28 protein-coding genes and 1 other RNA gene are annotated in these 26,818 nt (G+C 41.5%); 1 reads left to right on the top strand and 28 read right to left on the bottom strand.

Annotated features, from left to right (window positions below; all coding sequences use genetic code 11):
• Window positions 1–39: 39 nt before the first annotated feature.
• The 20 genes from spoIVA to thiM form a co-directional block, all read right to left on the bottom strand.
• Window positions 40–1,512 carry a stage IV sporulation protein A gene (gene spoIVA / locus DWW43_RS06440; protein WP_044944980.1) on the bottom strand — a complete coding sequence of 491 codons (1,473 nt, stop codon included), beginning with the start codon at window positions 1,510–1,512 and terminating at the stop codon, window positions 40–42.
• 149 nt (window positions 1,513–1,661) lie between these two features.
• Window positions 1,662–2,663, bottom strand: coding sequence for an NAD(P)H-dependent glycerol-3-phosphate dehydrogenase (locus DWW43_RS06435; RefSeq protein WP_119963062.1), 1,002 nt, complete (start codon window positions 2,661–2,663; stop codon window positions 1,662–1,664).
• A gap of 58 nt (window positions 2,664–2,721) precedes the next feature.
• Window positions 2,722–3,399 carry a glycerol-3-phosphate 1-O-acyltransferase PlsY gene (gene plsY, locus DWW43_RS06430; protein WP_119963061.1) on the bottom strand — a complete coding sequence of 226 codons (678 nt, stop codon included), beginning with the start codon at window positions 3,397–3,399 and terminating at the stop codon, window positions 2,722–2,724.
• Complete coding sequence (gene der / locus DWW43_RS06425; protein WP_119963060.1) at window positions 3,399–4,721, bottom strand: ribosome biogenesis GTPase Der; 1,323 nt, start codon at window positions 4,719–4,721, stop codon at window positions 3,399–3,401. Before der ends, plsY begins: the two co-directional genes overlap by 1 nt.
• Entirely contained in the window at window positions 4,714–5,589 is an 876-nt protein-coding gene (pgeF, locus tag DWW43_RS06420) for a peptidoglycan editing factor PgeF (protein ID WP_119963059.1), read from the bottom strand. Before pgeF ends, der begins: the two co-directional genes overlap by 8 nt.
• A 17-nt stretch (window positions 5,590–5,606) precedes the next feature.
• Window positions 5,607–5,978, bottom strand: a complete 372-nt coding sequence (locus DWW43_RS06415; RefSeq protein ID WP_119963058.1) for a YraN family protein — start codon at window positions 5,976–5,978, stop codon at window positions 5,607–5,609.
• Between the two features lie 20 nt (window positions 5,979–5,998).
• Window positions 5,999–6,775 carry a ribonuclease HII gene (locus DWW43_RS06410; RefSeq protein ID WP_119963057.1) on the bottom strand — a complete coding sequence of 259 codons (777 nt, stop codon included), beginning with the start codon at window positions 6,773–6,775 and terminating at the stop codon, window positions 5,999–6,001.
• A gap of 60 nt (window positions 6,776–6,835) precedes the next feature.
• Window positions 6,836–7,729 carry a signal peptidase I gene (gene lepB / locus DWW43_RS12440; RefSeq protein ID WP_207666002.1) on the bottom strand — a complete coding sequence of 298 codons (894 nt, stop codon included), beginning with the start codon at window positions 7,727–7,729 and terminating at the stop codon, window positions 6,836–6,838.
• A gap of 5 nt (window positions 7,730–7,734) precedes the next feature.
• Window positions 7,735–8,592: a ribosome biogenesis GTPase YlqF gene (ylqF, locus tag DWW43_RS06400; protein ID WP_008400933.1), complete on the bottom strand. Its 858-nt coding sequence runs from the start codon at window positions 8,590–8,592 to the stop codon at window positions 7,735–7,737.
• Window positions 8,589–9,161, bottom strand: a complete 573-nt coding sequence (gene lepB, locus DWW43_RS06395) for a signal peptidase I (protein WP_119963056.1) — start codon at window positions 9,159–9,161, stop codon at window positions 8,589–8,591. The genes ylqF and lepB (DWW43_RS06395) overlap by 4 nt, the downstream gene beginning before the upstream one ends.
• Window positions 9,162–9,241: 80 nt before the next feature.
• Window positions 9,242–9,592, bottom strand: coding sequence for a 50S ribosomal protein L19 (gene rplS, locus DWW43_RS06390; RefSeq protein WP_008400935.1), 351 nt, complete (start codon window positions 9,590–9,592; stop codon window positions 9,242–9,244).
• A 167-nt stretch (window positions 9,593–9,759) separates the two neighbouring features.
• Window positions 9,760–10,106: a transfer-messenger RNA gene (gene ssrA / locus DWW43_RS06385) on the bottom strand.
• A gap of 42 nt (window positions 10,107–10,148) precedes the next feature.
• Window positions 10,149–10,538: a hypothetical protein gene (locus tag DWW43_RS06380; protein WP_008400937.1), complete on the bottom strand. Its 390-nt coding sequence runs from the start codon at window positions 10,536–10,538 to the stop codon at window positions 10,149–10,151.
• Between the two features lie 151 nt (window positions 10,539–10,689).
• Window positions 10,690–11,157: an SsrA-binding protein SmpB gene (gene smpB / locus DWW43_RS06375; RefSeq protein WP_117784805.1), complete on the bottom strand. Its 468-nt coding sequence runs from the start codon at window positions 11,155–11,157 to the stop codon at window positions 10,690–10,692.
• Complete coding sequence (gene rnr, locus DWW43_RS06370) at window positions 11,120–13,306, bottom strand: ribonuclease R (protein ID WP_119963055.1); 2,187 nt, start codon at window positions 13,304–13,306, stop codon at window positions 11,120–11,122. The genes smpB and rnr overlap by 38 nt, the downstream gene beginning before the upstream one ends.
• Before the next feature lie 74 nt (window positions 13,307–13,380).
• Entirely contained in the window at window positions 13,381–13,623 is a 243-nt protein-coding gene (secG, locus tag DWW43_RS06365; RefSeq protein ID WP_008400940.1) for a preprotein translocase subunit SecG, read from the bottom strand.
• Between the two features lie 97 nt (window positions 13,624–13,720).
• The gene (gene thiD, locus DWW43_RS06360) at window positions 13,721–14,521 is read right to left on the bottom strand and encodes a bifunctional hydroxymethylpyrimidine kinase/phosphomethylpyrimidine kinase (RefSeq protein ID WP_008400941.1); all 801 of its coding nucleotides are present in this window, start codon (window positions 14,519–14,521) and stop codon (window positions 13,721–13,723) included.
• An 83-nt stretch (window positions 14,522–14,604) separates the two neighbouring features.
• Entirely contained in the window at window positions 14,605–15,255 is a 651-nt protein-coding gene (locus tag DWW43_RS06355) for an HAD family phosphatase (RefSeq protein WP_119963054.1), read from the bottom strand.
• 2 nt (window positions 15,256–15,257) lie between these two features.
• Window positions 15,258–15,911, bottom strand: coding sequence for a thiamine phosphate synthase (gene thiE / locus DWW43_RS06350; RefSeq protein ID WP_119963053.1), 654 nt, complete (start codon window positions 15,909–15,911; stop codon window positions 15,258–15,260).
• A gap of 15 nt (window positions 15,912–15,926) precedes the next feature.
• On the bottom strand, window positions 15,927–16,748 hold the full coding sequence (gene thiM, locus DWW43_RS06345) for a hydroxyethylthiazole kinase (protein ID WP_044944986.1): 822 nt from the start codon (window positions 16,746–16,748) through the stop codon (window positions 15,927–15,929).
• A gap of 216 nt (window positions 16,749–16,964) precedes the next feature.
• Here thiM and DWW43_RS06340 point away from each other — a divergent pair, with 216 nt between their 5' ends.
• A complete protein-coding gene (locus DWW43_RS06340; protein WP_119963052.1) occupies window positions 16,965–17,945 on the top strand; it encodes a hypothetical protein in 981 nt (326 codons plus the stop codon).
• 13 nt (window positions 17,946–17,958) lie between these two features.
• Here DWW43_RS06340 and DWW43_RS06335 read toward each other — a convergent pair whose 3' ends face one another.
• From DWW43_RS06335 to recG, 8 genes are all read right to left on the bottom strand, one after another.
• A complete protein-coding gene (locus DWW43_RS06335; protein ID WP_008400947.1) occupies window positions 17,959–18,684 on the bottom strand; it encodes a hypothetical protein in 726 nt (241 codons plus the stop codon).
• A gap of 13 nt (window positions 18,685–18,697) precedes the next feature.
• Window positions 18,698–19,183 carry a pantetheine-phosphate adenylyltransferase gene (coaD, locus tag DWW43_RS06330; protein WP_008400949.1) on the bottom strand — a complete coding sequence of 162 codons (486 nt, stop codon included), beginning with the start codon at window positions 19,181–19,183 and terminating at the stop codon, window positions 18,698–18,700.
• 1 nt (window position 19,184) lies between these two features.
• Entirely contained in the window at window positions 19,185–19,742 is a 558-nt protein-coding gene (gene rsmD / locus DWW43_RS06325; RefSeq protein WP_008400951.1) for a 16S rRNA (guanine(966)-N(2))-methyltransferase RsmD, read from the bottom strand.
• A gap of 62 nt (window positions 19,743–19,804) precedes the next feature.
• Window positions 19,805–21,433, bottom strand: a complete 1,629-nt coding sequence (locus DWW43_RS06320) for a cellulase family glycosylhydrolase (RefSeq protein ID WP_119963051.1) — start codon at window positions 21,431–21,433, stop codon at window positions 19,805–19,807.
• 18 nt (window positions 21,434–21,451) lie between these two features.
• Complete coding sequence (locus DWW43_RS06315; RefSeq protein ID WP_119963050.1) at window positions 21,452–22,702, bottom strand: hypothetical protein; 1,251 nt, start codon at window positions 22,700–22,702, stop codon at window positions 21,452–21,454.
• Window positions 22,692–23,813 carry a DUF58 domain-containing protein gene (locus DWW43_RS06310; RefSeq protein ID WP_008400955.1) on the bottom strand — a complete coding sequence of 374 codons (1,122 nt, stop codon included), beginning with the start codon at window positions 23,811–23,813 and terminating at the stop codon, window positions 22,692–22,694. The genes DWW43_RS06315 and DWW43_RS06310 overlap by 11 nt, the downstream gene beginning before the upstream one ends.
• A 1-nt stretch (window position 23,814) precedes the next feature.
• The gene (locus DWW43_RS06305; protein WP_165853026.1) at window positions 23,815–24,765 is read right to left on the bottom strand and encodes a MoxR family ATPase; all 951 of its coding nucleotides are present in this window, start codon (window positions 24,763–24,765) and stop codon (window positions 23,815–23,817) included.
• Between the two features lie 13 nt (window positions 24,766–24,778).
• Window positions 24,779–26,809 carry an ATP-dependent DNA helicase RecG gene (gene recG / locus DWW43_RS06300; RefSeq protein ID WP_119963048.1) on the bottom strand — a complete coding sequence of 677 codons (2,031 nt, stop codon included), beginning with the start codon at window positions 26,807–26,809 and terminating at the stop codon, window positions 24,779–24,781.
• Window positions 26,810–26,818 lie beyond the last annotated feature (9 nt).

Raw genomic sequence — 26,818 nt, 5'->3', positions numbered from 1 at the left:
CAGATACCATGTAAGTCTCTGCATCTGTTCTTTGTATGATTATATAATAATACAGACCAGTCCACCATTTCCGTCATTCACGATCTTTTCCATGGTGTCCTGTAACTTCTGCTTACTTTCTACATTCATCTTGTTTGTCTTAGTATTTAATCCATCTTCTACAAGCTGCTCGATCGATTTTCCAAATATATTAACATCCCAGATATCTTCTCCGTTCTCTCCGGTACTGGTCTTAATATACTCTACCAGATCTTCTGCTTGTTCCTTCGTACCAATGATAGGTGCGATCTCCGTTGTGATATTCGCCTTGATCATATGTACGGAGGGCGCTTCTGCTTTGATCTTAACACCATATTTGTTACCGGATTTTATAAGCTCCGGTGTCTCAAGCGTAATATCCTCTTTTTCGGGCATTACAAGCCCGTATCCGCCATTTTTTACACCTTCAAGTGCATTCATGACTCCATTGCAGAATTTCTTCTTTTCTGCCATTTCCTTTATTTCAGTTATAAAATCATATTCATTATGAATATCTGTTCCCAGCATATCGGAAAGCATCTCGTAATAATATCTGTTATAGATCGTTACCTGTACATTCAATGAACCGTCTGCCAGATTTATATTGTTATATGTATATTTTTCCACATATTCGTTTTCAGGGAACGAACAATGAACCATGTCATAGATATGCTGATTGCCATTCAGTATATCCATGGCATTCTCGATGACACTCTTTTTGATCTTGTTTTCATTTTCCGATACTTCTAACCATTTGGGAATTACAAAATTAATACATGTGATCGGAAAACTGTATAACATGGAAGTAAAGATCTCATTGATATCCTTCCTGTTCAGTTGATCGCAGTTAACCGGAAGAACAGCTACTCCATACTTTTCTACCATCAAATCTGCCAGTTCCTTTGTCTCGGCTGCACCCGGACGATTCGAATTCAATATAACAACAAAGGGTTTCCCGATTGACTTTAACTCTGCAATTGTTTTTTCCTCTGCATCGATATAACTCTCTCTGGCAAGATCGCCAAAGCTTCCATCACAGGTCACCACAATCCCGACCGTTGAATGACTGTTTATAACCTTCTTCGTTCCGATCTCTGCCGCCTTGGCAAATGGAATATCATAATCATACCATGGTGTCTTAACCATACGCTCTTTTCCATCTTCCGTCTGCCCTTCAGCTCCGTCTACCACATATCCGACACAATCGATCAGACGAACCCTCATATCAATCTCATCATCTACCCGGATTTCCACCCCTTCTTTCGGAATGAATTTCGGTTCTGTCGTCATGATTGTCTTACCGGATGCCGATTGCGGCATCTCATCCAGAGCAATTTCGCGGTCATTCTCATCTTTTATGTTCGGAAGAACCATCATCTCCATAAAACGTTTGATAAATGTTGATTTTCCTGTCCGAACAGGTCCGACAATACCCAGATAGATCTCTCCGTTTGTTCTGGCATTGATGTCATTATACACATTAAAGCCTTCCATATATACCTCCTGCATTTCTTACACATTTTCCGTTCCTGTTTTTGTATTCCGCAATATATGTGTCCAACCCGAAATACAAAATCTGTTTCCTATGTAAAGATTATCATATAAGTAATATATGAATGTACTTTTATAAGTATGTCAGAAAATTATTCCTCTACGGATATCTCTGCTTTTCTGTCTCTGGTAAGCAGATCTACCACTGCTTCACGAGCAGACTTTCCCTCGAACAAGACCTTGTTCACCTCTTCAACGATTGGCATATCAACACCATATTTTTTTGCAAGCTTCAGGGTTGCTTTTGCTGAGTATACTCCCTCTACAACCATTTTAACCTCAGCCATTGCTTCTTTATAGCTCTTTCCCTGCCCGATCAGATAACCGGCATTCCTATTACGGCTGTGTCTGGACGTACAGGTCACGATCAAATCTCCCATACCTGACAAACCGGCAAGAGTCTCAACGTGAGCGCCCATTGCAGTACCGAGTCTTATAATTTCTGCCATGCCTCTGGTCATTAACGCTGCTTTTGTATTATCTCCGAATCCTAATCCGTCTGTGATTCCGGCAGCCAGTGCGATAACATTCTTAACCGAGCCTCCAAGCTCGATTCCTGTCACATCTGTACTTGTATAGACACGGAACACATCATTCATAAATGTATTCTGAATCAGCTTTGCCGTATCCATATCACGTGCACCTGCTACAACAGTAGTCGGAATACCGATACCGACTTCCTCCGCATGGCTTGGACCTGAAAGAACTGCGACCTTTACCCCTGGTATCTCACTCTCGATGATCTCTACGATCGGAGTCAGGGTTGCCTCCTCAATACCCTTGCTGACATTAACGATCAGCTGTTCATTTGTAATATAAGGTGCTATCTTTTTTGCAGTGCTTCGGATAAAAGGAGATGGAACTGCACAGATGATCATTTTCTTACCATCTATCGTCTGTTCCAGATCTGTTGTAAATACAATTGTATCGTTCAAATGAACACCCGGCAGACGATCCTTCTGTTCCCTGTATGTATTCAACATCTCGATTTCTTTTTCATCTATAGACCAGACTGTTACATCATGTCCATTTCCAGCCAACAGGTTTGCAAGTGCTGACCCCCAGCTTCCTGCTCCTAAAATACCAATTATCATACTATATACCTCTCCATCTTATAAAACTTCATGACCGATTAAACCACAAATTATAATCCTATGCCTGTTCTTCTTTTGTTTTACTTTTATCTTTTAATGAAAACTTATTCTCTGTACCTTTTATAAGTCTTACAATATTCTGTTTGTGCCTGTAAATAGCAAGCAGAGTAATAAGCCCTAATACAATACAGCTTTCAAGCTTCATGGAATCAGATGTAAAACCATAAGAACCGGTGTATGCAAATATCGTATAGGAAACCATCAGTCCGAGTACCAGACAAATAGAACCTACCGATACATATTTTGTTACCACTACGCAAAATACAAACAGTCCAAGCTCGATCAGTGCAACTCTCCAGTCAAGCAGACCGATCGCAATACCGGAAGTCGCTGCAATTCCCTTACCGCCTTTAAACTGCATATAAAATGGGAAATTGTGCCCAAGAACAACACCTGCCGCTGTGTAGATCACGAACAAATACACATTCTCAATACCAAGTGCATTCATAATGATATGTGTGATACTGCAGGCTACAACTGATTTGAAAAGATCTCCCAGAAAGACAACCGCTCCCGCTTTCTTTCCCAGAACCCGAAGTGCATTTGTAGTGCCCGCATTTCCACTTCCATATTCACGGATATCGATACCATGTAATTTACCATAGATATAGCTTGTCTGGATAATCCCGAAAAAATATCCTCCGACCAGACATATGATTCTTGCTAAGATTAACATTATTTTTCTTTTCTCTCCCTGATAATGAATTTTAGAGGTGTACCTCGGAAACCAAATGCTTCTCTGATCTTATTTTCAATATAACGTGTGTATGAGAAATGCATCAGTTCTTTATCATTTACAAATATTACAAATGTAGGAGGTTTAACCGCTACCTGAGTAATATAAAACAGCTTCAAACGTTTTCCTTTATCTGTAGGCGGCTGCTGCATAGCAACTGCTTCTGTCATAATCTCATTCAACACACCGGTCGCAACACGGAGCGAATGATTTTCGATAACCGCATCGATCGTTTCGAATAATTTCGGAAGTCTCTGACCTGTGGCTGCTGACACAAATAATAATTCTGCATATGGCATATAGGACAGCTTCTCACGGATCTCCTTTGTAAACTTATAAATAGTCTTATCGTCTTTCTCCACCGCATCCCATTTATTTACAACAATGATCATTCCTTTTCCACGTTCATGGGCAATGCCTGCGATCTTTGCATCCTGATCCGTGACACCCTCTGTCGCATCAATAACCAGCACAGCTACATTACAGCGTTCAACAGCCGATACAGTACGAATGATACTGTAACGCTCGATATCCTCCTTGATCTTGCTCTTTCTTCGAAGTCCTGCAGTATCAATAAATACGTATTCCGTTCCATTTCTCACAATCTCGGTATCAATCGCATCTCTGGTCGTTCCGGCAATATCAGATACGATCACACGGTTTTCTCCGAGAAGCTTGTTGATGATCGATGACTTACCTACATTCGGCTTACCGATAATGGCAATTCTAGGTCTGTCATCTTCCTCTTCATTCTTGGAATCTTCATCAAAATGAGAGACAACCTCATCCAGCATATCTCCGATTCCAAGTCTGGATGCACCTGATATCGGAACAGGATCTCCAAGTCCAAGGTTATAGAACTCGTATACATCATTCATATATTTCTCAAAGCTATCTACCTTGTTAACCACAAGGATCACCGGCTTCTTGGATTTACGAAGCATCTGGACTACCTTATGATCATCATCCATAAGTCCCTGTCTGACATCTGTCATAAATATAATAACATCCGCAGTTTCAATGGCAATCTCTGCCTGCTCCCGCATACTTTTTAAAATAATATTGTCACTTTCCGGCTCAATTCCACCGGTATCTATAATCGTAAAATTATAATCGAGCCAGCTCACATCTGCATAGATTCTGTCTCTGGTTACGCCTGGCGTATCTTTTACAATTGAAATTTTCTCTCCTGCCAATGCATTGAACAGGGTAGATTTACCTACATTTGGTCGTCCAACGATGGCTACTATCGGTTTACTCATTTACGTTTCCTCCGTCTGCTGTCGATTTCAGCATGATAACAGCTCCCAGATTGCCACGTTTTCCATGGCTCGCCCTATGTGAAAACAGGAAATCCGGATTGCAGCATGTACATATGTCGGTTACATTTATATGTTCAGGCAATATACCTGCACCAGTCAGATTATAATAATTTGCCCGGTGTAAATCAAGCAAATACTTACCATTTCCAATATTTTTTGTCATTTTCATGTACTGTTCCGGTAAATAAGCATCCTTAAATGCCTCAGCTACATCCTCACTTACCTCATAACAGTTCTGACAAATAGACGGTCCGACCGCACAGATCAGATCCGAAGCCTCACAGCCATATTCTTTATTTAGTGCTTCAACCATATGCCGGCTGATATTCTTAACTGTTCCCCGCCAACCGGAATGATTCATGGCTACAACTTCTTTTACCGGATCATAGAAGAATACCGGTACACAGTCCGCATAAAATGTGATAAGCGGAAGATCCTTTACATTCGTCATCAGGCCGTCCGTTTCTGTTATATCTGATTCCCTTGTGATCCCTTTTCCGGCATCTTCTTCTGTCACTTTGCGGATCACGGTTTCATGTACCTGATCGGAAAATACCAGTCTTCGGTGATCATATCCGACTGCCTGTGCCAGTCTCCTATGGTTCTCCATCACCGCATCCATATCATCTCCACGATGAAAGCTCAAGTTCATCGTAGAATAGATTCCCTCACTGACACCTCCAAGCCTTGTCGAAAACCCATGCACGATACCGGGCAGTTCCAGATTCTTGAATACGATATACGGAACTCCGTTCTTCACTTTTATCTCTGTAGTCTTATCCTGATTGATATATATTATGTTATACATCTTCATACCTCATAGCCTTAATAATATCCTTGATAAGGAAACGCATCCTTAATATGACGAATCTCATTTTCCGTCACCGCAATAACATCAAATCTTACCGGTGTGTTATACGGATCATATCCATATCGTTTCATATAATACACAGCTACCTTACTGATCTGCCGTTGCTTGGCAGACGTTACTGCCGATTCCGGTGAACCATGTCTGCTGTTGCTCCGGTATTTTACTTCTACAAATATCAGATACCCGTCTTTTCCTGCGATCAGGTCGATCTCTCCGGCGGCAATCCGATAATTTCTGGCAAATATCCGATACCCTGTATCTTTCAGATATAATGCAGCCATGTCTTCATATTCTTTTCCTTTTTTTCTCGTATTATAACGCTCGATACTGACTGTTCCCCTTTTTTCTACTGTTCTTTCCAGAAATGTGTAATAAATGATCTTCTGTGGATCTCACATGGTCCAAATGTTTTTAATGCTTCTATATGCTCTTTCGAACCATACCCTTTATTCTTTGCAAATCCATACCCGGGATAGATCTCATCATAAGCGACCATTAACCGATCCCTCGTTACCTTTGCAATAATACTGGCAGCGGCGATCGAAGCCGACTTTGCATCTCCTTTAATGATCGATACCTGTGGTATCTCTACCTCCGGTATTCTGACTGCATCGTTTAATAACAGCTCCGGCTTCACGGCAAGCTTATGTATCGCGATCCGCATGGCCTCATAATCTGCATTTAAAATATTGATCTGATCGATCAGCTTCTCATCTGCCATACCGATTCCGTAAGCAACCGCTTTTTCTATAATCTCATCATATAATTCTTCACGCTTCTTTTCAGAGAGCTGCTTGGAATCATTCAGGTATAGAATATCGCAATTCTCCGGCAGAATGACAGCCGCAGCTACTACCGGACCTGCAAGCGGGCCACGGCCAACCTCATCAATTCCACAGATATACTGACAGTCCGCATGCTGTCTCTCATATTCAAACATATGCTCCATCCGGTCAAGCTCTTTTTGATGTGCTGTAAGCTTCTTTTCAGCAGAAAGGATCAGTTTTTTTACACCTTCCCTGTCATCCTCTGCATATCTTTCCATCACATGTCTGACTGAATGTATATCTGCATTTGCAAATTCGGATTTAATCTCTGTTATACTTTTTCTTTTATTTTCCATCTCATCCTCATATAAGCATAAATGGCTGTTGTTTCTTACACGACAGCCATTTATCTGTACTTATTGTTCTTCTTTATTTAAAAAACCGAATCCACCGGTAAAACGGAATACTGCTTTACCAACAAACTTGTCCTTATGTATATTTCCGACATCTGACAATCTGCTGTCCCGGCTGTTATTCCGGTTGTCTCCCATTACGAAATACTCATCATTTCCGAGCGTAACCGCTTCTGCCGCAAGCCCTCGATGATTTTCTTCGATTACTTCTTTACCATAATTTTCTTCTAACGGCTCATCATTAATATAGATCACACCATCTTCATCAATATAAACGGTTTCGCCCGGAAGACCGATGATTCGTTTGATATAATAGGTCTCATCCTCTTCCTCATAAGGAAATACCACAATATCAAATCTTTCAGGATCTTTAAAGCGATAAGACAGCTTATCGATCCATAAACTATCACCATCATGCAGAGTATCATTCATGGAATCTCCGCTTACTTCTGTACGCTGCCCCACATAGGTAAGAATCAGCCAACATACCGCAACGATCGCAAGAATATAAATGGCAAGACTAATTAAATCTTTTACGATATTGATCTCCTCTTTCTCCTGCTTTTTCTTTTCTTTTTTCTTCTTTTTTTTCGGCTTATCAACTTCATCCTGAACATGAGTGTTCGATGCCGGATCGGATTCTGCGAAATAATTGGTTATCGCTTCTCCATCCTCATTTAAAACCTTATCAGATGCTTCCTTTTCGTCTGCATCCGCCTCTTTTACTGTTTCTTCTGATCTCTGTTGTTCCTGATCGATTCCTTTTTTTTGCAGCTTCGCAAGCTGCTTTTCACGTTTCTTTTCAAGCCGTCTGATCTCTTTTTCGCGCTCTTTCTGCATGGGATCATCATCAAATATTGCATTTAACGCATCTACGCGTTCATTATCTTCTTTCATAATAACTATTTATCCTTTACCATACTCGGACGTTCCAGTGAGATTCTGCCCAGTTTGCCCGAACGATAATCATCAAGCAGGAGAGCAGCCGCCTTATCAATGTCTAATTCTCCACCCTTTTTGATGCACGCACGTTTCTCGGCAATTTGTTCCAGAATATGAACACTGTCGTCATCATCATTAATATTATACCTATCTGCAAGGCTCTGACAATAGTTTAATTGTAAAAATTTAATCAATTCATACGCAAGGTCGGTAATACTTAAGATTTCATCATTGATTGATCCGATAAATGCAAGTCGTAATCCAACCTCTTTATCATCAAATTTGGGCCATAATATTCCAGGGGTATCCAATAATTCAATATCTTTTCCAAGACGTATCCATTGCTTTCCTTTTGTAACACCCGGCTTGTTGCCAACCTTTGTACACGCCTTTCTGGCATAAGAATTAATAAAGGTAGACTTACCGACATTTGGAATACCGACGATCATGGCACGAAGCGGACGATTAATGATTCCACGCTTTCTATCACGTTCAATTTTCTCCTTACATGCTTCCTTTACTACATTGCTAATATTCTTCATTCCATCCCCGGATCTGGCATTGATCTTAGCAACAAAAAAACCTTTTTCCTTATAATATGCTTCCCATTCCGCGGTCACAGCTGCGTCTGCCAGATCTGTTTTATTCAATAAAATCAATCTGTATTTATTCGCAGCTAAAGCATCAATATCAGGATTTTTACTGCTGTATGGCACTCTGGCATCGATCAGCTCGATCACAACATCGATCAGCTTGATATCTTCCTGCATCATACGTTTTGCTTTTGTCATATGTCCCGGATACCACTGTATATTCATCGTTTCTTTATCCTTCCTAATAACTCAGCTTTTTTCACGTTTCCCACTTTTAAGAAACGGGAATCTTCGCTGTTATTCACATTATCTCCAAGAAGAAAATATTCATCATCAGCAAGTGTGATCGTGTTCTCTGCAAGCCCTGCCGTAAAGATATAATCACTGAACGGAGTATCCGTAAGTTCTTTATCATTAATGTAGACCTTGCCATCCTTTATCTGCACGGTCTCTCCCGGTAAACCGATCACACGTTTAATATCATAATATTCATCCGGTGTATCAACACTTCTATATGCTACTATGTCATATCGATCCGGAGAGCCAAGAAGGTAACATAACTTATTTACTGTAACCTTATCTTGATTTATGCACACCGGACTCATCGAGTCCCCAACCACATACACAGTCTGAAAACAATAAGATACCATTCCATATCCCAGTACGATTGCAATCAAAACAGACAACAACCAGCCAAATATCGTCCTGACTGTACGTTTAAAGCTTCTTTCTTTTCTTCTCTGCCGCCGCTTTTCCCGTCTTATTCTCTTTCTGCGTTCACTTTTATCGCTCATATTCTTACTCCAATATGCTCATATTGCAAAAATGGCTGGAGCTATTAACCCCAGCCACTTTTTCATGTAACCTGTAAAAATTATTTAACAAGCTCTTTAACCTTTGAAGCTTTACCAACTCTTGAACGTAAGTAGTAAATCTTAGCTCGTCTTACTTTACCATGTCTAACTACTTCAATCTTCTCAACAAATGGTGAATGTACCGGCCATGTCTTTTCTACGCCAACACCATTTGAGAACTTTCTGACTGTGAAAGTCTCTCTGTTGCTTCCACCCTGTCTCTTAATAACAGTTCCTTCGAAAATCTGGATTCTCTCTCTGTTACCTTCTTTGATCTTGTTGTGTACCTTAACAGTATCACCTACTGCAAAGTCAGCAACTTCTGCCTTCATCTGAGAAGCTTCAAGATTCTTAATGTAATCGCTATTCATTTTGTGTGACCTCCTTGATATTTAGATGTTCTTACTACCACACCGGTACAGAGGACCATCGATTTTTTTCACAACTCGTTCAGTTTACCATACAAATAAAAAGAATGCAAGAAAAATCTACATCTTTTTGGATGTATGACCTTGCATTCTTTTTGCCATAGTTCATGCTATGGAGCTGGTGGGATTCGAACCCACGTCCAAAAGCTCATTCATCACGGCATCTCCCATCACATTCCGTATTTTAACATTTCCTCAATACCACGCCTACGGACAGGCTGGATACATCGGTAGCTTCATGAATTTTCCGATACCGCAAAGCTTAAGCACCGGAGTTTCCCGTTGGATGATACCAGATCTAAAAGGTACGGGGGACCTTAAAGCTGGCAGTTGCCTTTAATTAGGCAGCGTAAGCTAAATTATCGTTAGCGTTTATATTTAGTCTAAGTTTTAACGTGGTCCTAGTCCACGGATGGCTTCCATGACTGCAAAACCCCTGTCGAAACCAGTCAACCCCTGGTTTATAAAGGAAAGCTCTGTTATCAGGTGCTTTCATATATTACTCAGCAGCTTCTGTGGTATCAGTCTCTGCTGTAGTTGTCGTTTCAGATGTAGTATCTGCTTCAGAAGCTGTGTCTTCAGAAGTATCACTGTCAGTATCTTCAACATCCGTACTGTCTCCGTCTGATGCATCAGATGAAGTTGCAGGGAAAATACTTCCATATCCCTGTTCTGCCCATGTCTGGCTGACATATGCACCGAGCTTCTCAGCCTCTACATACTTTGGAATGGCCTTGTATATCTTTACGCCCAGTGTAGCTGCAAGAATGCATCCGACTAACACGCCAAATATACACCATCCAAGGATTTTCTTTCTCTTTTCGCGCTTCATGATCGCTGCGCGGTTCTTCTTCTCATATTTTCTTTTATCTACTTTACTCTGGCTCACTTGCCTGACCTCCCAGTAAAAATCTTATTGGAGTATATCACATCTGCATGAAATATTCCAGCATTTCACAAAATCTTTAAAACTTCATACAAAATATCGGGAATAATTCTGTTTATCATACTCGGATATTTCTGAAATTCTTTATCAGATCTTACAAATTACGGATCTTGAACTCACGCTCATTCTCTCGCTTGACATCCTTCTTCGCGATGTCCTGACGTTTGTCGTATAATTTCTTACCCTTTGCCAGCCCGATCTCCATCTTGACCAGGCCGTCACGGATATAGACCTTTAATGGAACGATCGTATATCCTTTTACCTGCTGGGCTCCCATCAGTTTATTGATCTCATACTTATGAAGCAACAGCTTTCTGGTACGAAGTGGGTCTTTATTGAATATATTGCCTTTTTCATATGGGCTGATATTCATACGATAAATGTAGATTTCTCCTTTATCGATACTGATAAAAGATTCTTTGATGCTACAATGTCCCTGTCTGACTGATTTCACTTCTGTTCCGGCCAGTGCGATCCCTGCCTCGTACTTTTCTTCTATGAAATAATCAAAATATGCCTTTTTGTTATTTGCGATGAGTTTGTTTCCTCTTTCCTTTGCCATGTCCTGCTTCATCTCCTTCTTTGGCATCTGACCGGATCACAAATTCGATCCGTCTGCTCTGTTTGTCTGCAAGCTTTACTTTTACCTTAACGGTATCACCGATCGAGTATTTCTTTCCGGTTGATTCTCCGATCATAGCATATTCATCCTGCGAATACACATAAAAATCGTCATAAAGTGTCGACACATCTACAAATCCCTCAATAGTATTTGGAAGCTCTACAAAGATACCACGGTTGATGACTCCTGATATGATACCTTCAAATTCTTCTCCGATATGATGCTCCATGTATTCCACTTTCTTTAAACGCTCGACCTGACGTTCTGCTTCTTCCGCGCGGCGTTCTTTTCTGGAATTATCATCGCTTACCTTTGGAAGGATCGCATCATAATGCGAAAGTCTTCTGTCATCCAATCTTCCATGGATATTATCCTTAATGATCCTGTGGATCTGAAGATCCGGATATCTTCGGATCGGCGATGTAAAATGGCAGTAATATTTACAGGACAATCCAAAATGTCCTTCACATTCCGTCGAATATCTCGCCTGCCGCATCGTACGAAGTGTCATACGGCTGATCAGATTCTCACATGGCTCACCCTCGATTTTTGATAACAGCTTCTGGAACTCCTTCGGATGAATATTCTCTTTGGATGCCTTAAAGTAATATCCGAACTTGCTGATCAGAATGGATAACTGCTTTACACGCTCCGTATCCGGTGCTTCATGGATACGATATTCAAATGGAATCTGTTGCCAGAAATAGTCTTCAGCGATCGTCTCATTTGCAGCCAGCATAAAGTCTTCAATAATCTGATTCGAACGTCTTCTCTCATACACTCCGATATAAGATACCTGACCGTCTTCATCAACTGTAATCTTAGACTCATCAAAATCAAAATCAATCGAACCTCGCTCATGTCGGATCGTTCTTAACAACTCTGACACATGAAGCATTAATTCAAACATAGGAACCAGTTCTTTATATTTTTCTGTTTCTGCCGGATCATGATCCTCTACGATTGCGGATACACTTGTATATGACATTCTGCGGTTAACATTGATCACCGATTCACAGATCTTATGATTGATGATCTTGCCGTTTGCATCTATATCCATCAGGCAGCTAAGCGTCAGACGGTCTTTTCCCTCGTTCAGTGAACAGATACCGTTTGACAGCTTATGCGGCAGCATCGGTATGACCTTATCGATCAGATAACAGCTTGTTCCACGCTTCAATGCTTCTTTATCAAGCGGAGAATTCTCCCTTACATAATGTGTAACATCTGCAATATGAACGCCAAGCTTATATAACCCGTTTTCCTCATAGAGTGTGATCGCATCATCCAGATCCTTTGCATCCTCTCCATCGATCGTAACGGTCTGCAACTGTCTGAGATCGGTTCTTCCTGCCATTTCTTTTGATGTTACCTCATCCGGTATATTCTTCACCTCTGCCATAACAACATCCGGAAAATCAACCGGAATATCAAGATCTCTTACAACCGATAATACATCCGTCTCCGGATCATTGATATGTCCAAGTATCTCAACAACACGTCCCTCTGCAGATTTGGACTTTTCTCCATAATTTGTGATCTCCACAACAACCTTATGTCCGGTTACTGCTCCCATGGATTTCTTCTCCGGTATAAAGATGTCACTGTCTAATTTACCATTATCCGGAATCACAAAACCAAAGTTCCAGTTCTTCTGATAAGTTCCGACCAACTGCTTTAAGCCTCGTTCCAGAATCCGTTCTACATGTGCTTCCGTTGATCTGCCCCGGTTACCGGATGCAACACGGATCAGCACCTTATCATTATGGAATGCGCCCATCGTATACTTCTGTGGTACAAAGAAGTCTTCCTTATATCCTTCCACACGGACAAATCCAAATCCTCTCTGATTGCTGATGAATGTACCGACAAGGACACCCTTTCCAAGCTTCTGATACTTACCTTTGGAGGTTTTCTCGATCCTGCCCTCATCGACAAGCTCATTTAAGATTTCTAACAGGTCATCCTTATCACGTCCTCCGATCTGAAGCAGATAACAAAGCTCTTTAAATTTCAATGGTCTGTAATCATCGTCATTGATCAGGGTATATATATTCTCTTTTCTTTCATTCTTTAATTCTTCTGTCATAAATACCTCTCCGTATATCTAAAAAGTGCTTACATATAGGACATATGTAAGCACTGATAAATTCTGTATATGAACTAGAACAGCTTAGAATCAAGAAGCAATGCAATTACTATAAAAAGAACACCAAGCACTGTTGTGATCTTTCTGAGAACCGCATCTTTTGAACTTCCTTTATTCTTGCCCCAGTATGAATTATCATAATTACCGCCGGTAATTGAACTTGTCAGACTGGCTGATTTACCTTCCTGTGACAGGACAATAATTGTTAATGCTATACATATAATTACATATACGACCATGATAATTGTCTTTACCATATTGCCACCTCCATTCCAAGTGTTCTGGTGTCAAATGCGCTTTTACACCAACTTTGTCCATAATAACATAGTCATTTGAGATTCGCAACCACTTTTTTCATGATTCTGCAAATCTGCTTTTCAGATCAAAGCCGTGATTCATAGGTCCGCTTCCATGTCCCAGATCCATGCCATCTGCAAGCGCACCGGATATATAGTCTTTTGCGTTCTTTATTGCTTCATCGATTTTATATCCTTTTGCAAGATTTGATGCGATTGCACTTGATAGTGTGCATCCGGTTCCATGAGTATTCGGATTATCGATTCGTTTTCCATAATACCAGTTGACTTTTCCGTCTGAATATAAGACATCATTTGCATCGTTGATACTGTGTCCTCCCTTGCAGAGAACTGCGCAGCCATAGACTTTTGATATTTTTTCAGCTGCACAAACCATATCCTGTTCATCACGGATCGTCATTCCGGCCAATACCTCTGCTTCCGGAATATTCGGAGTAATAACCTCTGCGATCGGAAGCAGACATTCTTTTAAAGCACCGATCGCATCCTCGTCGATCAGCCGGTGTCCGCTGGTTGACACCATAACGGTATCCACAACTACATGTTCTGCCTGATATTCTTTTAACTTATCTGCGATCACACGGATCAACTTCTCGGATGCGACCATACCGATCTTAATCGCATCCGGCAGGATATCCGTAAATACGGCGTCAAGCTGTAAAGCAAGCATCTCAGGCGTTGTCTCCTGAATCCCGGTCACTCCCATTGTATTTTGGGCGGTCAATGCGGTGATTGCGCTCATGGCATAACAACCGTTTGCCATAATGGTCTTTATATCTGCCTGGATTCCCGCACCGCCGCCGGAATCGCTTCCGGCTATTGTAAGAACTGTCTTCAACCCTTTGTCTCCTTTACTTTTAAAAATACTTTAGTTATCGGTTTGCTGTACATTTTCATCCATTCTGTGTCATACCGGTTTCTTTAAAGGAAGAAAATATTATATAATTCCTTTGTATTGTCAACATACAGCGTACTGTATTTTTTTAACTCATTTACATGCTCCGCACTCGCAGCATCATAGATACCACATACTTTGAAGCCTGCATCAAATGCCGTTCTTGCTCCATGATAAGCGTCCTCAAACACCCATGTATCAGCAATGTTCGTCTGCATATACTTTGCTGCCTGAATATAGATATCCGGATGTTCTTTTCCGATTCCTACCTCCGAGCAGGTAAAGATCTTCTTGAAAAAATGATCCATATGATTATGCTTCAGTACGGCTTCGATATGAACCCTGTCTGTCGCAGTCGCTACTGTCATTGGAATTTTCCGCTCCTGTAAGGCAGATAAGAACTCTATGATCCCCGGCTTTGGTTCTGCTTCATTTCTGTAAAATGCTCCAATAGTTTCGTTGATTCCATCTATGATATCAGGAATCGTTTTTGACAAGCCGTAATTCTTTTTTAGGTATTCCGCAGATTCTGTAATCGTAAATGTATACAGTTTTTTTTGAAGATGTGGTTCTGCCTTGATATTCATTTCTGCCAGATATCGTTCTGCCGCATGCTCCCACATTCCCATGGAATCGATCAGTGTTCCGTCTATATCAAAGATCGCACCTTTTATCATCCTTATTCTCCTAACATCTTCTTTGTCTGTTTTTTTAGATCTGCCGTAGCTGCCTCAATATTTGTCTGACCAAAGATCGCGCTGATAACTGCGATACCACAAATTCCGCTTTGACTTAATTCCACAACATTATCTCTGGTTATGCCGCCGATTGCAATAACCGGAATATGCACATGCTCACAGATTTCCTGTAACGTCTCAAAACTGACTTCTGTTGCATCATTCTTAGATCCGGTTGGAAATACCGCACCAACGCCCAGATAATCCGCTCCATGCTTTTCAGCCAGTTCTGCCTGTTCCACTGTCTGTGCGGATACTCCGATGATCTTATCGTCTCCCAGCACCTTTCTGACATCTAAGGCTTCCATATCCGACTGTCCGACATGCACACCATCTGCACCAATCTTCTTTGCAAGCTCCACATTATCATTGATTACAAACGGCACCTTATATTCTTTGCATAATTTCTGGATCTCAAGAGCTTCCTGATAAAATGCTTTATCATCCAGATTTTTTTCACGAAGCTGGATAAAGGTTGCTCCGCCTTTTAATGCTGCCTCAACCTGACTGATCAGAGTTGCCCCATTCAACCAATGTCTATCTGTTACTGCATATAGCAAAAGCTCCTCCGGCTTTATATGTGTCTGCTTACTCATAGCCTCGTTCACTCCTTATCTGATCTCATACTTTGCCATACTGCAAAGCTTATCTGCATCCATATTATAGATTGCGTCAATAATGCGGTTTCTATAAGTTGAATTGCCATCTGTGGACTCCATATTCGCAAATCCGACTTCTCCGGCAACTCCCATCAGTATAACGGCAGTTGCAGCAGCTTCCAGTTTGTTATCCGGATTTGCTGTCAGATAAGCTGTCATAAGACCGGACAACTGGCATCCGGTTCCTGTGATCTTACCCATCTCCGGTCTTCCGTTCCGGATCACATAACAGGTATCTGCATCTGCTACCAGATCGATTGCTCCTGTAACAGCGATGATACAGCCGAGTTTTCCCGCAAATTTTTTCACAAAATCAACCGCCTGATCGAGAGTATCTTCTGTAACTGCATCAGCCACATCTGCATCTACGCCTTTTGTACTGCCGGAACCAAATGCAAGAGTCTTGATTTCTGATATATTTCCACGGATCACATCAAATTTTATCTCATTTAAAAGCTTCATCGCTGTCTCTGTACGTAGTCTGCTGGCTCCTGCACCCACCGGATCAAGCAGCACGGCATGTCCCAGCTCATTTGCCTTTTTGCCGGCAGCAAGCATGGATGGGATCGTATTCTTATTTAAGGTCCCAATATTAATATTTAAACCACCACAGATACCGGTGATATCTTCCACATCGTCAATATCATCTGCCATGATCGGACTTCCTCCACATGCCAGAAGCACATTTGCAACATCATTTACTGTTACATAATTCGTGATATTATGCACCAGCGGAGTTTTCGCCTTTACATTTTCAAAACACACCTTGATCATTTTATCTACCTCCTGTAATAGCAGCTTAACTATACTCAGTTTTCTTCTCTTTTTCAACTATTTTACCTGAAAATGCTTTACCTTATCTGAGATTCTCCTGTTAATCTATCTGTTTTTTGTTTGTAAATATTATACGCAAATTGGAAAATTTATAATTCATAGTAATTACTCTTTTTTCATAAAATACAGATGAACAAATAAACCGGAGTTTTCCCTATGAAGCATCCTGCCTTATCTATCCGCTCATTCTGCTTATATCCTGCTTTCATCCTGCTTGTTATCACACTCTGTCTGAATTCTTCATTTGTTTCCAAAAGTTTTGCAGAGGGTCTTGTACTGTGGTATAACAATCTGGTTCCTCTGCTGCTTCCTTTTCTTCTGATCTCGAGTTTCTTCCTGTCTATGATTGACTGGGAGCATCCAAACCGGGCAGGCTGTCTGATCCTGTTATTCTTATGCGGTCTGTTCTGCGGCTACCCGGTCGGTGCAATCGCTATAGGCAGGCTCTACAAAAATCAAGTTATATCAAAAGATTTCGCCCATGCCATTATGCCCCTCTGCAACAACATCAGCCCTATGTTTCTGATGGGATATGTCTGTAACCGATATCTAAACGGGCAGATAAATACCATCACTGTTCTGGCAGTCATCTATCTGCCACAGATCTGCTATGCCATCCTGTACTATCTGTTATCCAAAAAGCAGTTATCTATTTTACATTTTAAGCCAATCAAAAAAACAGCTCATCTCTCTTCTGATGATCAACCAAATCACCGAATATATCTCTCTGAAACTGCAGGCACTCTGTCCGAATATGCAACGGCACAGGATGATAACTATATGTCTTCTGTTATCGAAAACAGTATAACAACTATCACCATCATAGGAATCTATGTTGCCATTTTCTCTGTTCTATATGATCTTGTAATCGCATTTACCGGAGGCATACCGATTCTTCATATTCTCGCCTGTTACTTTGAGATAACAAAGGGACTGTCGGAATTATCTGCACTCTCCCTTTCTCATGTACAAAAAACAGCTTTGATCCTTTCTGTTACATCATTTGGCGGAATATCCTCCCTGTGCCAATCCATGCATATCCTAAAAGGTACAAAGCTGTCTTTTATATGCTATACATTTGGTAAATGTATCTGCGCAACGTTTAGTTATCTGATAATCTTGTTACTTTTAAGCTAAAATCCGACAATCTCTAGTCATCCAGAAAGTCATCGTCAAAATCATCATCTTCATCGTCTTCTTCATCATCGGAATACTCAGTCTTACCATATACATTATAATTCCGATCCTCTTCTGCAGTTACTTTCTCTTCCGGTACTGCCTGTGGATCATCCTCAGGAGCCGCAGCCTGCTGCGCTGCTCCGGTCATATTTGCAATATCTCCATTGATCTCATTTGTATTATTCAATACAATATCCAGATTTGACTGTAAGGACTGAATCAGGTTATCGTAATTTGCCTTTTCAGCCTCTAATGTTGCATTAATATAATTGCTGACCTCTGTAAGCTTATCCTTAGTGTAATACATAGAACCCAGACGGATCTCATTTGCATCTGCATTTGCTTCGTTTACAATCTGATCAGCCTGACTTCTTGCCATATCTAAAATCTCATTTGCACGGATATTTGCAAGTTCAACTATCTGGCTCTGATCTACCAGCTTATTTGCCTCCGCAACAGATTCTGTGATAATAGAATCTGCTCTTGTTCTTGCATCTGCAAGGATAGCTTCTTTATTACGCATGATCTTTTTGCAACGCTCAATCTCATTTGGAAGCTTTAACTTCAGTTCATTTAACATCTGTTCCAGATCATCCTTTGGAACAACGATCTTACTGGATGATAACGGCTGATACTTACAATTATCTATAAAAATCTCAATCTCAGAAATCATTTCCTCAATGCCTTTTTTTGCCATGACTTACTTCCTCCTAAAATGCTCTGTTATATTTTTCTTTTATACGATCGACAACTTCTATTGGAACAAACTGTGTAACATCTACCCCATATCTTGCATACTCCTTCACGATACTGGAACTCAGATATGCATATTCAATACTCGTTGTCAAAAATACGGTGTCAATCTCCGGTGCAACTTTACGATTACTCTGTGCAATCTGCAATTCATATTCAAAATCTGTTACAGCTCTTAAGCCTCTGATAATCGTTTTTACACCATTCTGTCTGGCAAAATCAATCAGCAGTCCCCCAAAGCTCTCAACACGAACATTCGGTATATCTGACACCACTTCAGACAACATATTAACACGTTCTTTTACAGAAAACAATGGAGTTTTTGAAGTATTGTTCAAAACGCCGATGATCACTTCATCAAACATCTCTGCAGAGCGTTTAATCACATCCAAATGCCCCAATGTGACCGGGTCAAAACTTCCCGGATAAATTGCACTACTCATTTTATAAAATCTCCTGTATAAATGTATGTTTATTCGTCTTATACTTCTTCACACGATCGATTTCGAATCCTATATCTGTTAAATAATCATATTCTGTATTCAGATCCGATTCAACAATGATCCATGTGTTTTTATCAACAATACCTGAAGACGCAAGACGGTTCAATACCTGTTTTTCTAATAATTTTCCATATGGAGGATCCATAAATATAATATCAAACACAAGTCCTGACCGTTCCAGACTGTCAATCGCCGCAACACAGTCTCCTGTGATGACCCTGGCCTTGTCTTTTAATCCGGTAAATTCCAGATTGCGGTTAATGCAGTCTACTGCCTTCCGATTCTGTTCTACAAGGACTGCCTGCTTTGCTCCACGACTCAATGCTTCGATCGCGATCGCTCCGCTTCCACTGAACAGATCCAGAAATGTACAATCCGGCAATTCTCTCGATATGATATTAAATAAGGTCTCTTTGATCCGGTCTGTTGTCGGTCTGGTATCCATCGTGTCGATCGTTTCCAGACGAAGACTTCTGGCAGTTCCCGCTATTACTCTCATAAATCATGATCTCCCATAGGTTGTTAAAATCTTTTTTTATTGTATATATTTCATCCCTTTTGTCAATAGGAACTCTCAATTTTTTCCTTAATATACCTTCCGCTGTCTGACAGATCATCATCTGTAAAGCCACTTTTCTTTGTACAGGAGGAATCAAATAATGACGATGTCTCGGCTTTATTTGAAATATTCCATGCCGCATAGCTTAGATTCTTATCATCGATCAGATCAAACCATGCATCGGACTGATCATAATCAATCGAACCGTTTCCTGATGCATCACACAAGCCAAACTCCGATACAAAAACCGGGAGTCCGGAATCAAGTGCAGACTGAACCTTATTTCTCAGATCATCCTTATGGGTTGCGGCATAGAAATGAACCGCATACATCAGATTTGTCTGATCTGTGATCGGATCTGCAGCTGCCACATCTACATCCTGACTCCAAGTTGGTGTTCCGACAATGATAATAGCATCCGGCGCATTTTTTCGTATGATCGGGATGATCGTTTCCGCATAGCTCTTTACGGAATCCCAGGTTGTTCCCCCATTAGGTTCATTTGCGATCTCATAGATCACATTTCCGTAAGAAGCATATTTCTTTGATATCCGATCAAAGAAATCCTTTGCATCATCTATATGCATATTCGGGTCATTGTCATTTAAAATATGCCAGTCAATGATCGCATACAGTCCAAGATCCGTTGCTGCATCAACACCTTTTCCAAGAAGCTCCTCGATCTCTGATTTATTTCCGCCGGAACAATATCCATAGGAATCTCCTGTATCTGTATACATCGCAAAACGCACCAGATTGATACCAAAGGAATCTTTAAAATACTGATAGGTGTCCTTACTTACAAAATCAGCAAACCAGGTAAGTCCGTGTGTACTGACACCTTTTAACCGGAATTTACTGCCGGATGCATCCACCAGATCCGTTCCCGATACTGCAAGTTTTCCATGTACCTTATACGGATCATCTTCTTTTTTACCGATTTTGCTGTCGGTGACCTTATCGCTGCCGGACTGATCTTTTTTATCGCTGTCAACGGACTGCCCATCTGTCTGAGCTGCATTCTCATCATTTTTCTGCTGATCATCGCCGGTGACAGTTGTTACTTCTTTTCCTGCGATCATCAATGTACAACGAACAGGCTTCACATCCGATGCTGACAAATTATATCCAAAATCAATGCTGCCACCAGCCGGTATCTCCTCATTATAGCTTTCTGCGGTTACATGAACCACCGATCCATCTGCCGTATACTTTCCATTCCAGAGCTGGTCGATCGTTACTTTCCCGGAAAATTCCAGATCAACGCTCCAATCCGTTGCAGCTTTATCGGTCTTATTATAGATCGTGACCGTCTCTGTAGCGGCTGTCATCCCGTTATTTTCCCATGTACTTCCAACCGTTACTTCTGCATATAAGGTCTTCTTGTCATCTGTCGACTTCTGAGTATCGGATGCACCCTTTTTCTTCTTTTGATCAGCGCCATCCTCAGCCTTTTGCTCCGCATCCTGCCCGGATTCCTCTATCACAGCTTCTGTTCCGGCATTCTTCTGTTCGTCCGGATCATTATTTTTCCGACTTTTTGTCACCAGTATAACTGACAATGCCACAACAGCCGCTGCAAGTACTATGATGACTCCCCATAATACAATCGCCTTTTTCTTCTGGTTCATTTTTGCACTACTCCCTTTTTATTTGCCTTTTTCATTCACCCTTTTATTCTGTCCTGATGCCGCTTTCATTTCTCGTATAACATGGTTGTCCACTTCTCCGGCTCCATATCGGATCTGTTCATATATAGCAGAAATACCCTCTACATTTCCAACCTCCGTCTCTGTTATCTCCTGCCTGATATCTTCACAGGTCATCCGTTTGTTAAGTGTGATCACATCCTTATATCGCAGGATCGACTTCTTATAAATTTTTCTTGCCCGTTCTTCAGCTGTCAACCTGTGCATTATGCGTCTATCTGTTATACGTTCTTTATATTGCCTCGGTTCTTCGGCGATAAGCTCGATCACATCATCTGCATGGCTTCTCGGTTTCAAAAGGAAACGGATCACCTGCAACAATATCCGTACCAGAAAGAATATCAGAAGAAGAACTACAAATACCTTTAATATCAAGGTAAATACATCATATCCCTTTACACTGTTCTGATAATATTCATTTAAGGTATCCTGATAATCGAGACCGGTTGCTGCCGTTCCTCCCTTCGTAAGCAGCGTCAGCACAAATACCCATATGACCATGATCGCACCAAATACTGTCTGAACCACCTTTGCAAATGCACGCGCAAGTACATTTACAAACCCGGACAGATCAAGGAAACGACAGGCTCCCATTAATAACAACACAAGCACTGCAAGGAATAATACAACCCTGCCATTTATAACTGCGATATCCCGGATGGATTGCTCCGATACTTCTGTTGTGTGTGAGATATAGCGTTTCAACCCCTGTATATACCGGATCATCATATATATAGCCATAAGTAATGCAACTGCAATATAAGACAGGTTCGACAAAACAGACAGTTTCATGCCGATACTTGCAAAATAAATAATAATTCCTGCTAAGATCGATGGCCATGGTTCGCTCATATCTGTAAGTCCGGAACCTCTCTTTGCATAAGCAACCGCACATGGCAGCAGATACCCGATATCATAAATCCCTGTAACCATTCGGATCCATACTGTGCCCGGCAAGATAACTAAAAGTCCCGCAAGCACCAGATGTCCACCGGTAAGTAATATATGATTCGGTACAAAATCTCTGATCAGATAGGACAACAGAAATATTCCTGCGATCCAAAGGGCATCCGTAAACCGCGGATCTTGTCTCATAAATATCATGCAGAATGTATACATGAACAATTCTGCCGCTACCACCTCATAAAGATAACGTAATCCTCGCTCTGCCCAATATATCTTATGTGTCATTTAACTCTACCTCCATTCCATGAAGATAAGGTCTGATATCATCGCACCCCTGTATATTCAGATATGGAACTATCATATAAATATTCTTTCCTTTTTCAGCCATATGATCAAGTTCATTCAGCAAATCCTTTTTATGGTATGCAGATACGATCAGATATGTTGTATTACTGTCTACATCTGTCACTTCCTGCTTCAAGACTTCAACAAATCTATCAATTCCGGCATTTTCCGTTATCCGTGCCAGATATTTATCAACCGTAAATCGATGTTCTCCGGAAGAACCAAAATCCACCCATTCCACCTCACCGGATAACAGATCATATCCATTTGCCCGTATCATGACAGGAATCCGGTTATCCAGAAAGTAAGATGCTGCCGTGGATGCTATACTGATACACATTTCCTGTATATAATGAACTCTTATCATGGTGTTCGGCTCCAGGCAGACAAGTATCTTCACCCTCTGTTCTGCCGTGTGCTCATATACATTTACCATCAGGTCGTCGCATCTGGCTGTTGCTTTCCAGTTAATGCTCTTTCTCGGATCTCCCACGCTGTAAGTCCGCAGGCCGGAAAAAGCAAACGGATCCGGAAAAAGACTTCTCCTTGATGTCAGATCACCCAACATACCATCTAAGACCGTATCAAGCTGTATATTAGAAAGTTTTTCAGGGAAAACATACAGATATGCCTGATTTTCTACAGACAGCGCAAATGTCTTCGACATCAGAAAATCCTTTGCCATCAGCTTTACAGCACTGATAAAAAACAAGCCTCGCTCTTTCGCCGTAAATGAAAGCTTTCTGACTACCTTCCGGTTTCCCATAATCGAAAACGGATCATTTCTATGATAAAAATCCGTAACAACCGCATTCTCATTTTCCTGAAACTGTAAGGATCTCGCTGTGGAAAACTTCACATGTAAAGTTGTAAGAGGCAGCATCTTTCGATTTGTAATTGTCTCTGTTATCCCTGATTTATCGCCAATCTCCAGATACCTGTCATCAAAATCCAGATCAAGAGAAAGCCCCTGATCCCAGTATTTGCGGTAAATAACAGTCTGTCCGAGATAGATCACCAGAAAACACAATACTGCTATCAGTATCTCCATATTAATTCTCCCAATCTTCAACCGGAACAGCGATCTGATCGACCAGTTCCCTGATCACTGCCTTTTCCTTTTTCTCATCCATGTGCCCTGCCATGATCACACGATGTGCCAGAACATACGGTGCCATATACCGGACGTCATCCGGACGGACAAAGGTTCTGCCCTCCATAGCAGCATATGCCTGCGACAAACGAAGAAGCCCTACCGTACCTCTGGAGCTTGCACCAACCTGTATCCGGCTGTTATTCCTGGTCGCAAGGATCATGTCTGCTATATATTCCTTTACGCAAGGATGAACAAAAACTTCTCTGACCGCTTCCTGCATCGTCTTTATATGATCTGTATCACAGACCGTCTGAAGTGTATCAAACGGATTCTCAGACATAAAACGATCCATGATCGAAACCTCTGTAGCCTTTGAATTATCTCCCATGGAGATCTTTATAAGGAAACGATCAAGCTGGGCTTCCGGAAGCGGGTATGTACCGGTCGTCTCGATCGGATTCTCTGTTGCAATAACAAAAAACGGTGTTTCAAGCTTATGACTTTCTCCATCGATCGTCACCTGCTGCTCTTCCATTGCCTCAAGCAGACTGGACTGTGTTCTCGGTGTTGCACGATTGATCTCATCTGCAAGCAGGATATTTGTAAATACAGGTCCCTTCACCAATACAAAATCTTCTGATTTACGATTATATATACTTAAACCTGTAATATCAGATGGCATAAGATCAGGTGTGAACTGAACTCTCTTAAACTGTCCTCCGATGCTTTTGGCAAATGTCTTTGCTAAAAGTGTCTTACCGGTTCCCGGTCTGTCCTCCACCAGTACATGACCTCCCGCAAAAAGTGCAGCCAGTATCACACGTATCTCCTTCTCTCTACCGATCAGTACTCTCGATATATTCTCACAGATCTTATCTGCCTGTTCTTTTACCTCTGCTATCTCCATCGTTCTAATCTCCTTATAATATCGGTTTTCCATACATCTCATTTCTTGCTGCTACACTTCGGCCAAATTCTGTCCGTATGCGGTCACCATACTTCTCATAGACATCCGATGCTGCCTTTAACATGTCGGCATGTTTATAGATATCTCCCATCTTAAACAGCACATCTCCGCTCTGTCTGATACCAAAGAAATCTCCCGGTCCTCTCCGTTTCAGATCTTCTCCCGCAATATAAAAGCCATCGTTTGAATCTGCAAGTACATTTAATCGTTCCATCACTTCTTTATTTTTCTTTCCACTGATAAAGATACAATAAGACTGCAGATTTCCACGTCCCACACGCCCACGGAGCTGATGCAGAGCTGCCAGTCCAAACCGTTCTGCATTTTCTACCATCATAACCGTGGCATTCGGATTATTGATCCCTACCTCGATAACCGTTGTAGATACCAGTACATCAACCTTTTTTTCATAAAAATCCGTCAGGATACGGTTCTTCTCATCCCCTGTCATCTTGCCATGCAGATAGGCCACATGTATGCTGCTGTCAAGCTTCTGTGACAGATCTTCCGAATACTCAACTACATTTGCCACATCATCTAAGGCTTCGCTTTCCTCCACCATCGGGCATACCACATAGACCTGATGTCCTTTCTTAACCTCTGCCCGGATAAACGCCTGTGCTTTCGGGCGGTAGCTCTCATCCACTACACAGTTTTTGATCGGAATCCGTCCTGCCGGCAGTTCATTAATTACCGAAATATCAAGATCTCCGTACATAATGATCGCAAGGGTTCTCGGAATCGGTGTCGCACTCATAACAAGAACATGTGGTGTTCCCCCTTTTAACGATAATTTCTCTCTCTGTCTTACGCCAAACCGATGCTGCTCATCCGTCACAACAAGCGCCAGATTATCATATTCCACCTTGTCCTGTATCAACGCATGCGTTCCTACGATCACATCCGCACGATGCTCTGCAATCTCCTGATACGCTTCCCGTTTCTCCTTTGCCGTCATCGAACCGGTCAACAGCGTAACATGGATTCCATATGGTTCAAATAAGCCGGTCAGTTCTTTAAAGTGCTGATTTGCAAGTACCTCGGTCGGCGCCATGATCACACCCTGATAACCCTGCGTCGCACAGGCAAATAAAGCGATCGCAGCAACGATCGTTTTACCGGAACCGACATCCCCCTGCACAAGACGGTTCATCACATGCTCTGAATTCATATCTGCCATGATATCTCGAACCGCATCCATCTGTGCCCCAGTCAGACGATACGGAAGGCTCTCGATAAACCCTGTCACCTGCTCCGTAAATGGTATCTTCGCCTGATTGTATTTCACCGTATCATGTTCTTTCAGACTATGCATATTCTCTATAAATTCATAAAATTCATCAAAGGCAACCCGCTTGATCGCAGCTCTTAAGTGATCCTCCGTATCCGGGAAATGGATATGGGTTACGGCTTCATTTGCCCTCATCAGATCATATTCATCCCGAATGTCCTCCGGTATATAATCTGAAAGCGTCTGAATCAGAGGAAGCGTTCCCTTTACCGCTTTCTGGATCGTCTTGCTTGTAATACCCGCCGTACAACCGTATACAGGCTGCCATTCTTTTAAAATTTCCTGATATTGGGGCACTGTATAGTACTCCGGCTGGCTCATCGTATACATGCCATTCTTATATTTCACTTCTCCGACAAAGATATAACGATCTCCAATATGAAAATAATTACGCAGAAAAGGACAATTAAACCATGTCAGTTTAATTGTCCCGGTATAATCTTTGGCATAAGCAGTCGCAATCGAGAATCCGCGAAGCTTCTTCACTTCCACCCGACTGTTGATCGTCACACTTACTGCCTGACGCTCATCTGCCTGTATATCCTGAATGTCAACAGGATCCATATATGTAATATAAGTTCTTGGATAATAATGGATAAGGTCACTCACTGTAGAGATACCAAGCTTTGCCAGATTACCGGCTGTTTTTTCTCCTATCCCTTTAATACAAGTTACCTTATCCTTTAATTCCATGTAGTTTTT

This window comes from Clostridium sp. AF15-41, from assembly GCF_003604095.1.
Classification (GTDB): Bacteria; Bacillota; Clostridia; order Lachnospirales; family Lachnospiraceae; genus Coprococcus.
The sequence above is the reverse complement of the archived record's forward strand: the minus strand, read 5'-3'. Positions and strand labels throughout refer to the sequence as shown.